Source organism: Halobacteriovorax sp. HLS (genome assembly GCF_004006665.1).
In the GTDB taxonomy this organism is placed as follows: Bacteria; Bdellovibrionota; Bacteriovoracia; order Bacteriovoracales; family Bacteriovoracaceae; genus Halobacteriovorax.
This window is the reverse complement of record NZ_QOCL01000003.1, coordinates 598,731-611,240: the sequence shown is the minus strand read 5'-3', so window position 1 is coordinate 611,240 and position 12,510 is coordinate 598,731. Positions and strand designations below refer to the sequence as shown.

The 12,510-nt window shown below is 34.7% G+C and carries 14 protein-coding genes; 5 read left to right on the top strand and 9 right to left on the bottom strand.

Annotated elements, in window-relative coordinates; translation table 11 throughout:
• Position 1 precedes the first annotated feature (1 nt).
• The 4 genes from DPQ89_RS07485 to DPQ89_RS07470 all read right to left on the bottom strand — a co-directional run bounded on the left by DPQ89_RS07485 (position 2) and on the right by DPQ89_RS07470 (position 2,184).
• Positions 2-373 carry a hypothetical protein gene (locus DPQ89_RS07485; protein ID WP_127716305.1) on the bottom strand — a complete coding sequence of 124 codons (372 nt, stop codon included), beginning with the start codon at positions 371-373 and terminating at the stop codon, positions 2-4.
• Complete coding sequence (locus DPQ89_RS07480) at positions 360-710, bottom strand: hypothetical protein (RefSeq protein WP_127716304.1); 351 nt, start codon at positions 708-710, stop codon at positions 360-362. The genes DPQ89_RS07485 and DPQ89_RS07480 overlap by 14 nt, the downstream gene beginning before the upstream one ends.
• Positions 707-1,537, bottom strand: coding sequence for a TIGR02147 family protein (locus DPQ89_RS07475; protein WP_127716303.1), 831 nt, complete (start codon positions 1,535-1,537; stop codon positions 707-709). The genes DPQ89_RS07480 and DPQ89_RS07475 overlap by 4 nt, the downstream gene beginning before the upstream one ends.
• 161 nt (positions 1,538-1,698) lie before the next feature.
• Positions 1,699-2,184, bottom strand: coding sequence for a hypothetical protein (locus DPQ89_RS07470; protein WP_127716302.1), 486 nt, complete (start codon positions 2,182-2,184; stop codon positions 1,699-1,701).
• A gap of 317 nt (positions 2,185-2,501) precedes the next feature.
• On the opposite strand from DPQ89_RS07470, the gene DPQ89_RS07465 reads away from it, so the two are divergent.
• Positions 2,502-4,523: an ATP-grasp domain-containing protein gene (locus DPQ89_RS07465; protein WP_127716301.1), complete on the top strand. Its 2,022-nt coding sequence runs from the start codon at positions 2,502-2,504 to the stop codon at positions 4,521-4,523.
• Positions 4,524-4,530: 7 nt separating this feature from the next.
• On the top strand, positions 4,531-5,628 hold the full coding sequence (locus DPQ89_RS07460) for a P1 family peptidase (RefSeq protein ID WP_127716300.1): 1,098 nt from the start codon (positions 4,531-4,533) through the stop codon (positions 5,626-5,628).
• Positions 5,629-5,675: 47 nt separating this feature from the next.
• Here DPQ89_RS07460 and DPQ89_RS07455 read toward each other — a convergent pair whose 3' ends face one another.
• Genes DPQ89_RS07455 through DPQ89_RS07445 form a run of 3 tightly spaced genes read right to left on the bottom strand, consistent with a single transcriptional unit; the run spans position 5,676 to position 7,319 of the window.
• Positions 5,676-5,978, bottom strand: a complete 303-nt coding sequence (locus tag DPQ89_RS07455) for a hypothetical protein (protein ID WP_127716299.1) — start codon at positions 5,976-5,978, stop codon at positions 5,676-5,678.
• A 19-nt stretch (positions 5,979-5,997) separates the two neighbouring features.
• Positions 5,998-6,669: a hypothetical protein gene (locus tag DPQ89_RS07450; protein ID WP_127716298.1), complete on the bottom strand. Its 672-nt coding sequence runs from the start codon at positions 6,667-6,669 to the stop codon at positions 5,998-6,000.
• A complete protein-coding gene (locus DPQ89_RS07445; protein ID WP_127716297.1) occupies positions 6,666-7,319 on the bottom strand; it encodes a response regulator in 654 nt (217 codons plus the stop codon). Before DPQ89_RS07445 ends, DPQ89_RS07450 begins: the two co-directional genes overlap by 4 nt.
• Positions 7,320-7,466: 147 nt before the next feature.
• Between DPQ89_RS07445 and DPQ89_RS07440 the strand changes: the two genes are divergently transcribed.
• Positions 7,467-8,339, top strand: coding sequence for a mechanosensitive ion channel domain-containing protein (locus tag DPQ89_RS07440; RefSeq protein ID WP_127716296.1), 873 nt, complete (start codon positions 7,467-7,469; stop codon positions 8,337-8,339).
• An 8-nt stretch (positions 8,340-8,347) separates the two neighbouring features.
• On the opposite strand, the gene DPQ89_RS07435 is transcribed toward DPQ89_RS07440, so the two are convergent.
• Complete coding sequence (locus DPQ89_RS07435; protein WP_127716295.1) at positions 8,348-8,737, bottom strand: Rrf2 family transcriptional regulator; 390 nt, start codon at positions 8,735-8,737, stop codon at positions 8,348-8,350.
• Between the two features lie 101 nt (positions 8,738-8,838).
• On the opposite strand from DPQ89_RS07435, the gene DPQ89_RS07430 reads away from it, so the two are divergent.
• Positions 8,839-11,133: a nitric-oxide reductase large subunit gene (locus DPQ89_RS07430; protein ID WP_127716294.1), complete on the top strand. Its 2,295-nt coding sequence runs from the start codon at positions 8,839-8,841 to the stop codon at positions 11,131-11,133.
• 49 nt (positions 11,134-11,182) lie between these two features.
• Here DPQ89_RS07430 and DPQ89_RS07425 read toward each other — a convergent pair whose 3' ends face one another.
• Positions 11,183-12,082, bottom strand: coding sequence for a LysR family transcriptional regulator (locus DPQ89_RS07425; protein ID WP_127716293.1), 900 nt, complete (start codon positions 12,080-12,082; stop codon positions 11,183-11,185).
• A 92-nt stretch (positions 12,083-12,174) separates the two neighbouring features.
• Here DPQ89_RS07425 and DPQ89_RS07420 point away from each other — a divergent pair, with 92 nt between their 5' ends.
• Positions 12,175-12,453, top strand: a complete 279-nt coding sequence (locus tag DPQ89_RS07420) for a DUF1330 domain-containing protein (protein ID WP_127716292.1) — start codon at positions 12,175-12,177, stop codon at positions 12,451-12,453.
• The last annotated feature ends 57 nt before the right edge of the window (positions 12,454-12,510 follow it).

Sequence of the window (12,510 nt, the reverse complement as noted above, 5' to 3'; positions counted from 1 at the left end):
ATTAGTATCTTCGGGTTCTTTCTTTACGACATTTTGTAAATTGATAAAATAATTGTGCTTTAAAGTATGGCCTAAACTCATTTGCTTCAAACGAATAGTGCTTATCTATATCTAGACTTCTAATTCTGATTTTCTTTCCATTGTCCCTTCTAACTCTAAATTCACAATCATGTCTGCGACCAAAAGAAATTACTTCGATAATTTCAGCATTTAATATTTGTGTCGCAATTTCTTGTGCCATTTCTACTGCTTCAGATTCGGTATTAGCAATGAAAGTCATCCAGTTTGTATGCTTATTGCTTCCTGCTAGAGTTTGAGAAGTATATAGTGTCATGATTAGTACAAGTAAGATTTTTACTTTATTTTTTGTCATTTTCGCACTCGCTTAGTTTTAGTGATATTTCACCAGAATAATGATTTAGTTTAAATGTATTTCTTTTTGATACAGGTAATTTCTTTTTTACTTTTAGGTCTATGATCTTAGATTTTTTGCAGTTTTCAACTTTAAGTAACTTAATAATTTGATCATTCTTACCTACTGAGATGCTTCTTTGAATATTGTTTACATACTCTATCAGTTGAAGTTCACTTGGAAAACTTTGTTCAATGTCGATGTTCACGACTCTTCCATTTCCAACATCAACACCACCTAGGGATGCATTTGATAAATTGGATATGCTTATAAGTATTAATAAAATAATCTGTTTCACGACAACCCTTCTGTTAAAGGGAAAAGTTGTATATTTAATTGATAGACATGAGTAGGCTCAGCATATGAACTCGCCATAGCGTTTATCTCTTTACGAAAGGTTCGTATCTTCTCTTTTAATAAAGGTAGCTTTTCCCTGCATATAGGTATTGTGGCACCATTAAACTCTCGAATTCCTAAGTCATCTTTTACAAGAGACTGCTTTGCTAATTCATTCATATTCTTATGATATTTATGAATGGCCATATCTCTTATATCCTCGCTAGTTGATAGGGCGCCACTTGTCTGTCTGTAGAAACCAAGATCATCTTCTTTTATAAGTTTTAGAATAGTAAGAACTGAGAAAGCATCTTCAAGTTCTTTTCGTGAAATCCTATTTTTTAATATCTTGATTAAACGTTGATCGTTCAATTTGAAATCACCCATATCTAATAAGACGTAGATCACAACATTGTACCAGCTTGCTAGAAAGTTAAACTGTGCCTGCTCAACCATCGTTAAATTTTTCTTTCTTTTTTCTTCCATTAGACTCGTAAAGATTTCTTCTTTCTTAGTAAGACATTTTTCTTGGTTATAGAGAACAAGTAGTTTGAAATAGTTCTTTTCGTTGCTCTTTTTGAGGTCTAATGATTTAGTATATTGTTCAATTGTTTTTAGGGTTAGATTTCTTTTTTGATCAATTATAGACTTTAAATGTGATGGAGATTTTATCCCACCCTTAGAGTTAAAAACTCTGTAGCTATACTCATTCTTTGCTGCTTTCTTAGCTAGAAAGAAGTCTTGCAAGTATTCTCTATAATCTAAGTAATCAATAACTCTTGGTATCAAGCTTTGGTCCTTTGAGTACGCTGTCTCTCACTAATTGACCTATTTATAACACCTTATTTGATATATTTAAATATTGTATGAAAATTATATGTACTCAATTGAGTACATGAGAAAACGGTAAGCTAGGGAAATTATAGCAACCACCTAGCTTACCGCACACACTAATTACACTCTGGAACAGTCTCTTCCGTTTTACTTAGGACCACTCCAGGATATCCCCAACGTCCACTATCTCTATTACCAATCCATCTTTGCTTTCTTACAGTTTTAATATAATTTGTTGGATATACATAGAATCTATCTTCATACTTTTTACATTTCTTTCTTCTTCTATCGTAATCAACACATTTACTCTTTTTATGTTCAATTGATGTTGCAAGAATCATTTTTTCATACTCTTTGCAGTTTAGAGAAGATCTTCTTCTTCCTCGTGAATCTCTTTCTTGATTAAATTCAACACACATCTTGTGCTCATTTATTGTTTCGAGCATGTCTCCTGACTTGCAGAAGTTTGCAAGTGGTAGGAATTTAATTTGCTTGTTAAAATAAACTTGAACTGTTGGCATTTCTTCAATAATTCTTTCCTCTCTCGCTCCAAAACTAGTTAGTGAAGTTAAAATCGCTAATCCTAATACTAATAATCTCATTTCTTTCTCCTTTCTAAGAAAATATTGCTTTGTTGGAGACAAGCTATAAGCATTGAAGAAAAATTTATATAACTTTTCTTTCTAGATGTGTATTTCTGTACTTTTTTGAATACGGCCATTAAATATTGGAGACACGTTGACACTACGTTAGTAAAGAATGTTTAGTTTTTCCTTCTCATGACAAATTTTAAATTAACTTTTTTAGGGAATGGTCGCGACTACTTAGGTATGCGCGCAGCGCAATGGATAACTATATACAAATATTTAAACTTATTACATTCTCTGTTTAGTGATATGTTAATAAAGTAGGAGATATTATGAAGATAGCATTTGTTCATAACTTAAAAAAGAGCTCGGCGATAGAAGAAGCCGAATTTGATACGGCCGAAGTCATTGAAGAAATTTCTGGTGGAATAATTGATGCAGGCCATGAAGTACTTAAAATTGAGATGTCTAAAGGAGGACGTTGGATTGATCAATTAATTAGCTCAGAAGCTGATTTAGTGTTCAATACTGCCGAGGGTTTTGCGGGAATTGGTAGAGAGGCCTTGGCGCCGACAGTTTTTGAGCAACTAAATATGAAATATGTTGGAAGTGGGCCATTTGCATGCTTCTTAACACTTGATAAGTACCTTACAAAGAATGTCTTAGAAAAAAAGGGAGTTATTACTCCTGAGAGTTACTTTATTTCTGACTCTAGAGAAATTGATTCTCTAGCATCTGAATTGAGCTATCCAGTATTTGTTAAGCCTAACTTTGAGGGATCAAGTAAAGGGATTACTAAGCGCTCTAAATGCGATAATACTAAGGAATTTGTCAGTTATTCTAAAGAAGTACTCGCCCAATTTCCTGAAGGCCTTTTAGTTGAAAAGTATATTGAAGGTAGAGATATTACAGTTCCTTATGTATTTGGTCTTGGTAATGAGGGTGTTCTTGAGCCAGTTGAGTACTCAGGTATAGAGACTGATGGAGTCACAATTTACGACTATGATTTAAAAAACCATAATGGGGATCAAGTCGGCGTTAATTGTCCGGCCAATATAGACAATGATGTAAAAAAGAGACTCATTGATCAGATGAAGCTTGTAGTAGAAGGTCTTGGTATTAATGATATGGCAAGAGCTGACTTTAGGGTTACAACAACTGGTGAAGTTTATTTTATAGAAATAAACGCTCTACCTTCTTTGCAAAAAGATGCAGGACTTTTTTGTGCAACATCTGTTGCCGGAAAGAATTACAGTGAAACATTGGGGGCAATAATTGAATCAGCTATCCAGAGGCAGTGTATTGCAGGACCAAGCCTTAGAAAATCTCGAGCACTTGATTTAAGAAAGCCAAATGTTGCTCTTGTTTACAATGTTAAGAGAAAGAAGACTGGTGAAGTAGGTTACGAAGAAGAGGCTGAGTTTGATAGCGAGGAAACGATTAATGCCATTGGGGAAGCTATCAGAAGTAATGGACATAATATGACCCTGATTGAGGCGGATCGAAACCTTGCAAAGAATCTACAAGATAATAAGATTGATGTAGTTTTTAATATTGCTGAAGGACTACATAAGAAGTCAAGAGAGGCCCAAGTTCCTGCGCTTTGTGATTTACTGGGAATTGAACACACAGGTAGTGATGCTGCTTGCTTATCTATTACCCTAAACAAGTCTCTTTCAACAAAACTAGTTCTCTCTGAAGGTCTTAACGCTCCTAGATCAAAGGTGTTTGAAGTTGGTACAAAAAATATTAAACATGACCTTCGCTATCCAGTGATTCTTAAGCCAAATTTAGAGGGAACATCTAAGGGAATTTACGATAACTCTGTGGTTAGAAATGATGAAGAATTTCAAAAGAGAATTACGCAATGCTTTGATGAGAATATGGGAGCAGTACTTTGCGAGGAGTATATTGTTGGTCGAGAGTTTACTGTTGGGGTCTGGGGCAATGGCGTTCCTTCAGTTATTGGTATTTCTGAAATTGAATTTAAGGAACCTATGGACTCTCTTCCTGTTTATTCTTTTGAAGCTAAGCAGGAAAGCGATCCCCTTGATAATAAGTACTTTAAGCTACAAAGCCCTCCTGATATTTCCAAGAAGCTTCATAGAAAACTTAGTAAGGCGGCAAAAGATATCTTTGTCATTACGGGTTGTCGAGATATTGCTAGGGCCGACTTTAGAGTTACTGAGGACGAAGAGGTTTATTTTATCGAAATAAATCCTCTTCCAGGTCTCTCTCCAGGTTTTAGTGATCTTTCTATTATCGCAGATAAAAATGGAATCAGCTATAATCAACTAATTGGTAAGATTATTCGTCCATCGATTAAGAGATGGCGTCAGAGTAAAAATAAATAGAGGACATATGGAACAAATCGATCTTAAAGATTTAGGCATTAGAATAGGTCACTTTGATCAAGGGACTAATAATAATATTACAGATGTTTTGGGTGTAAAAGTAGGTCACAAAACTTTGATCCAGGGTGAAGATGTTAGAACAGGTGTTACTGTCATTATGCCGAATGATCAAATATTCTATAATAAGTTCATTGGCGGAAAGTTTATTTTAAATGGAGCAGGTGAAGTTTCTGGCCTAACCCAGTTAACTGAGTGGGGAATTTTAGAGACTCCAATTGCTTTAACCAATACAATGTCCGTGGGAAGAGTTTCTGATGCTATGACCAAATGGATGAGCAAGAAGTATGAAAAAATTTGGAACTATCGTGACGTTGTTATCCCAGTTGTTGGAGAATGCGACGATAGTTTTTTAAATGACTGTATTAAATTTAATATCACTGATGAGGATGTCTTTGATGCCATAAGGGATGCAAAATCTGGAAGAATCGATCAGGGTTGTGTTGGTGCGGGTACAGGAATGATTTGTAGCGACCTAAAAGGTGGCATAGGTTCATCAAGTCGAATCATAAATATTGATGATAAAGAGTACACGATCGGAGTGCTGGTTCAAAGTAACTTTGGTGATATGGAAGGTCTCAGAGTAAATGGATATCCCATTGGGCTGTGCCTTGCTAAAGAGCAAGGAAATTATCAAAGACGAGTAGAGAATTATGGCTCAATCATTACTGTGATTGCTACTGATATGCCTTTGTCTACTCATCAATTAGACCGACTTTGTAAGAGAGCTGCATTAGGAATTGGAAGAATGGGCTCATACGCTGCCCATGGAAGTGGTGAAATTATAGTCGGTTTCTCCACCGCAAATAAAATTAAACATGAGTCAAAGAAATCTCAACATGGAATTCACCTTATCTTTGATAAGCAGTTAAACTTAGCTTATCAGGCCGTCATCGAGGCCACAGAAGAGAGTATTTTGAATTCGCTAATTCATGCTGAGGATATGAATGGAGCTAATGAACGCTTTGTTCCTGCCTTAAGGCATGACCTATTGAAAAAGTATTACTCTATGTATAACGGTATAACTGAAGATATTATACGAGATTAGGTACTTGCTTAGTATGTTGTGAGTATATTAGAAGGCTTTATGTGAATTTATTCTCTTGAATCTTGATATAAACTTTTGTCCCAAATAAAGTATACTAGTATTGCAATTGAACCAAGAAAAATAGTGCCAATTCCACAAAGGGTTATTGGTAAAATTGATTGCTTTGTCTTAACTCTATTCTTATAAAGTAGATAAATAACTAGGGACGCGCTTATTAATAAATCAATGAATATCTGTGTTGTGTTTAGATTGTCAAATGGTGGAAATGCTCCCCAATAGTTTGTTTCCTTTGTAACATAAACACTAAATGCTGTAAAAAGAACTAGTACTAAAATTAATATACTGCGCATAGCTTTCTTTCCTCTATCATTAAATATTCTTTAAACTGAAGCGGATTTCCTTGCGTAATCCTGGTGCAATTTCAAAATACTCTGCAAAGTACTTATAAGTTTCTTCAGTTTCATTTTTTTCGCAGATTGTGATCTTACATTTTATCTGACGAGTAGATAGCTTAAATATATTCTCAAAGTTGAATTTGAAAAACATACCTCTCATTAAAAAGTCAGCTGATTCAAAAGTTATTCCGTCTGTACTAACTTGGGAGAGTTTAATTGGACGTGATAACTTAACTGGAATCCCACCACTAGGCACATGGCGATAGTGGATAGGAAGAAAGCTATCCTTTTGAAGTCGATTTCTAATAAAGTCTTCTATGATCGTAAAATCAAGAGGTAGATAGAGGGCACTATCAGCACCAACATTGAGAAAATTTGCTACATTTTGGATCTTCGTCTTTGTATCGATTACAAAGATTAAAGGGAATGCTCCAAAGTACAATCTCAGATCTTTTATAAAGTCTAATATCTGTGTCTCAGATCCAATATCTGATTGAAGGATGAAGATATTTGATGGGTTTTCAACACAGTTTTTAAAAAAAGATTCTATACTGTCAGTTTTGAATATTTGAAAGCTCTTTCTTTGAAAGAATAGCTTTATTGGATTAATAATATCCTGCTTATCGCTTAAGAGTTGAACGTTCATTTTGCTCCCCATTCATGGATCATCTTTCTTATTTTATGTCGACTTTCTTCATGTAGATTGGAAAACTTAACTTCTGTTATAAAGCTTTTTTTCGATGTCGGATTTGATTTAGAGACTGAAAAATAGAAGTCTTCATTGAGCTGGAGTTGATCAAAAAGAGATGATGACATATCTACTTTCTCTTCTTGAGGATCAATAGAGGCCTTACTTATAACGAGACAACCTGTTTCTGATATATGGGTAAGGGAGCCGTCAAATTGAATGTCAAAGGCCGTATTATCGAAGTCTTTCTTAATGAGAAATTTCTCAGGATCATCGATCTCTCTTATTTTTTTTACTAAATCAGAATATTCAATATTTGGACTTATGTAGCCATCACACCCAAGCTCTAGTGATCTAAGTTTAATGATTTGCGATTTATGTGTAATTATTGAAATAATGACTTTGTCGCTAAAATTGAAATCATGATTAATTTTTTCCAAAAATGTGTACGCAAGGTCCATCGGATAGCCTAGATCACAAATGATGACGTTAAAGCTTGAGAGATCGGACGCAAGATCTTTTTTTTGAGCATTGATTGAAGACTTTCTAAATGTGTTGATAAGAGAGTCAAACTTCGCAGACTTCGTTATAAATGCAATATTTTTCATTACTAAACTATAATTGTTATGCCCATCTGTGTAAATATGAGTTTTGGAAAAATCGTAGAAGTTCTAAGAAGTTATTTTGCGTTTTACTCTAATTCTACTTTAATTAGATTGAAATTGTGAGTATATTAACTACTTACGGAGTCAATAATGGAAGTATACTTAGCAAGACTGATTCATATATTTGAGAGTTATCCCTATTTCAGAACAGCTCTTTTAAGCTTTATCCTCTTTCTTTTTTTCGGATTAATTCGGAAAATAATATTAAATTCGATAAATAAGGGAAAAGCAGTTAAGCAAGATAAGATCCTTTTGAAGAGAAAGGTATCACAGTATCTATTTTATTTTCTGGTCGTGTGTGTTTTCTCTCTTTGGTTTGCCCAGTTGCAGGTTTTCTTTGTTTCAATACTAGCTGTAGCGGCGGCCGTAGTTCTTGCTCTAAAAGAGCTTATCATGTGCTTCACTGGTGGCAGTCTTATAAATATTTCAAAATTATTTAAAGTAGGTCATAGAATTGAAATAGATAATTTTCGTGGATTTGTCATAGAGAAAAGTCTTTTAACAACTAAGATTTTAGAAATTGGTCCTGAGAAAAACTCACAACAAACAACAGGTGATATCATCTCTATTCCAAATAGTTTGATGCTATCTAAGGCCTTAAAGAATGAATCTTACTTCAAAGGATATTCAATTAAGTCTTTTACTTATAAAATTTCAGATGAGTCTAAATTAGAGGAATTTGAGCGTGAACTGCTAAAAGTCTCTGAAGAATTTTGTGTGGGCTATTTAGCTGAATCAAAAGATAGCATAAGTAAGTTCTGTGATAAAGAAGGGATCCTTGTTCCGTCCATCAACCCTAGAACAAAGGTCATTGTCGAAAATGGTAAAGATTTTTCTGTTTTAGTAAAACTACCTGTAAAAAGTACTGAGATTGCTGATGTCGAGCAGAAATTAAACCGCTTCTACCTTGAATGGAGAATTTTAAACAAAGATAAAGAAAGTAAGGTTGTTGCTGAAAAGTAATGCCTTATTTATATAAGATCCTTGATCTTATACTTCTTGAGCTCGTCTAAGAAAGCTGTTGTTGATTTAGCGAGCATCCCTTTTAACTTACAGTTTGAAGATAGGGTACATAAGTTATTTGCAGGATCAAAGCATTCGACAACTTGAAAGTCTTCAACTTTGGATATTAGCTCTGCAACAGTCCTGTCTCCTGCTGAATAATTAAACTCAATACCACCCTTAGGACCTTGCGTTGAGTGAATATACCCTAGTTCAGATAGCTTATTTACGGCCACACTTAAATGATTCTTAGAAACCTGTAGAGCATCAGCTATATCTTGAATTCTTAACTTAGAGTCCATTTTCTGTAGATGAATTAGCACTCTGATACAGTAATCAGTTTTTGTTTTTAATCGCATAATTATTAATACATTGATATTTGGTATTTACAAAGATATATTTAATATATATTAATATAAATTATAAATATTATAATAATAAACTGATAGATGAGGAATTTATGAAAAAGTACTGGCTACTCTTAGTATTTGTTCTAACTGGAACATTTACTATTTTAGGTTTTTTTGGCAGTGAGGTGTACAGAAGTGCTCCTCCTATTTACAGTGAGTTAAGGGTCGAATCAGTGGGTGTTATTTACACTGAAAAAGACATTTTAGATGGCCAAACTGTTTGGCAATCTATTGGTGGCCAGCAAATTGGTTCTATTTGGGGGCACGGAGCTTATCAGGCTCCAGATTGGACAGCGGATTGGTTACATAGAGAGTTAGTTAATTATCAAGATATTTTCAGCAAGCTAAACTTTTCAAAGAAGTTTTCTGAGCTTAATACTCATGAACAAATGATGGTTAAAGCATCAATGCTTGATGATTATAGAAATTCAAATGTCGTTAATTCTAAAGTGACGGTCTCAGAAATTCGTTACCAGGCCTTCGTTAAAACTAAGAATTATTATATGAGTTTATTTAGTAATACATCTGAACTAAGAGAGACCAGAAAAGCATATGCAATTCATGAAGAAGTTCTACCATCAGTAGAAAAACGTGAAAAAATGATGGCCTTCTTTCATTGGTCAACTTGGGCAGCATCTTCTAATCGACCAGGTAAAGATCATACGTACACTAATAACTGGCCCCATGAGCCGTTGATCAATAACGTTCCAACAGGTGAAAATATATTCTGGTCTGTTATTTCTTTTGTAATTCTTCTGTTAGCAGTAGGTCTACTTGTTTGGTACTATGCTTTCAAAAAAGAAGAAGATGAAATAAGTTCTACACTACCAAAAGAAGATCCGTTAAAGAATTTTAAGTTAACTCCTTCTATGAAGGCCCTATGGAAGTACTGGTCGACTGTCATTTTACTGTTTATTTTACAAATAGTTTTAGGTGGTGTTCTTGCTCACTACACTGTTGAAGGGCAAGATTTCTATGGTCTTCCATTATCAAAGATAGTTCCTTATTCGCTTGCTAGAACGTGGCATATTCAAATTGCACTATTTTGGATTGCAACTTCATTCCTGGCCGCTGGACTATTCATTGCACCAATTATAAATGGTGGTAAGGACCCAAAGTATCAAAGGTTTGGTGTTAACTTCCTCTTTGGTGCATTACTCGTGGTCGTAGGTGGTTCACTTACTGGTGAGGCGATGGCCATTCATCAGTTGATTGATCTAGACCTTAGTTTTTGGTTTGGTCATCAAGGTTATGAGTATGTTGACCTAGGGAGAGTCTGGCAAATCTTACTCTTAGTTGGTCTTGGTGTTTGGTTACTGTTGATGTTGAGATGTATCGCTCCAGCTTTAAAGATTGCAAAGGATTCTAAGCAACTTTTACTTTTATTTGCTGCTTCAACAATTGCAATTGGTCTTTTCTATGGCGGGGGCCTTTTCTATGGAGCAAGAACTCATATTAGTATAATGGAGTTTTGGAGATGGTGGGTTGTCCACCTTTGGGTTGAAGGATTCTTTGAGGTATTCGCAACCGTTGCTCTTGCCTTTATCTTTGTAACTCTAGGTCTAATAAAACCAAGGTCTGCTACTAAGGCGTCACTACTTTCAACTTCTATTTTCTTGGTTGGAGGGATACCTGGTACATTCCATCATTTATATTTCAGTGGAACACCTACTTCAGTTAGTGCGATTGGAGCATGCTTTTCTGCACTAGAAGTTGTTCCTCTTGTATTAATTGGTTACGAAGCATTTCATACATTTAGAGTTCAAAACCTAACTAGTTGGACTAAAAATTATAAATGGCCTGTAACATTCTTTGTTGGTGTTGCTTTTTGGAACCTTATTGGTGCTGGTGTCTTTGGATTCTTAATTAACCCTCCAATTGCTCTTTATTACCTTCAGGGGCTTAATACAACTGCGGTCCATGCTCATGGTGCAACTTTTGGAGTTTATGGACTTTTATCCCTTGGACTTGTTTTATTTATTGTTCAAACGGCGTTCAATGAAAGGAAGTGGAATGATAGAGCTGTGGGGATCGCATTTTGGGGAATGAATATTGGGTTAGGCTTAATGATTGTTCTTAGTTTGCTTCCTATTGGTATGATTCAGTTTTCAGCTTCTCTTGATGTTGGACTTTGGTATGCTAGAGGTGAGGAAGTGATGCAATCTGAGCTAATTCAAAATTTGCGATGGCTAAGAGCTATTGGAGATATTATTTTTGCTATTGGTGCTCTAAGTTATGCTGTAGCAGTGTTAGATAAAACTGGTCTCTATAAACTTAAAACAACTAAGGCCCAAGGAGGAGATATAGACTCTGAAGGTGAAAGTTGTTGTGGAAGTTGTTCTTGATTTACTTATTGAAGTAGGCCTTGTGCCTACTTTAATTTTTTTTATCATTTTAAGCGAGTTGTGATTTTAGAAAATAGTACTTCGCTAATTGATAAAAGCGATCTATGTATTTAGGTTTATCTTTATTGTAAGAGTGGAGAAACTTCACTTTCCAAGTATTGCCCTTGTACTCTTCAAAAACTGAAACTAGTTTGTCATTTTTTTGAAGACGCTCTTTAACAATATCGGGGAGTAATACTAGGCCGACATCATTCTCTGCTAAATGTAGAGAGCTCATCAGATTGTTGCAATTTGCAAAGACTTCTAGTTGGATCTTCTTTTTAGAGCCATTTGTGCTGGTTAAGACTAAATCCTTTTGCCATGGAACGGAAAGCCACTTGAGATCACGGATACTTTTTTCAATTGTATTTCCATTGATCTTAGCAACACTATTTTTTGATAAATAGAAATGTTCCGTAGTTGTCCCAACGTCTTGTACCTTGTAGTTACTGTCTGGAAGATTTCCAGCAAAGATAGAAGCATCTAAATCATTTTCTACAAGATCCATTAGTTGATCAGTCATTATGAGTTTATATTTAAGCTTTGGAAACTCTCTTGATAGAGCAGTAATTGCTGGAATTATTACAAATGACTCTAAGAAAAATGGAAATGATAACGCAAATACTCCCGAAGGTTCTTCTTCAAAGTCATTAAGCTCCTTAAGAGCGTTAGTTATCTGCCCATTTAAATGTTCTGTTTTTTTAAACAATATCTCTCCGGCGGGAGTGAGGCTGAGTCCTCTAGTGTTTCTTTTAATAAGCTGTTGACCAACTTCTTTTTCGAGCTTTGTGAGTTGTTGACTCACTGATGATTTACTAAGACCCATGTGTTTTGCTGCTAAAGTAAAAGACTTGAACTTGGCAATTTCAGTAAATATTATAAGTGAATTGAAAGACTTTAGATTGTTCATATATCAAAACAGTGTGTTTAAAATTGTTCTATTGTTTACATTTTTCTTTTTACCTATGATGTTGTCAATAGCAATAAAATAAAGGAGAAAGTATGGTTGCTCATGTCGTAATTGATTTAAATATTCTGGATACACAGTATTTAGCAAAGTATAAAGAAAAAGCTCCGGCCACAGTTCACAAGTATGGAGGTAAGTTCATAGCAATGGGTGAAATTGAAAGCCTTACTGGGGTAAATAGGTTTAGCAGGAAATCTATTATTGAATTCCCATCAAAAGATACTGCTCTGGCCTGGTATAATTCAAGTGATTATCAAGATTTAATAGAAATTAGAGATAAGGCCATAGATTGTAGGTTTGACCTAATTCTTTAGTCATATGCCTTAGTTTATTTAGGTAGAGTGTTTAATTATTACTCATAAATAAATGCT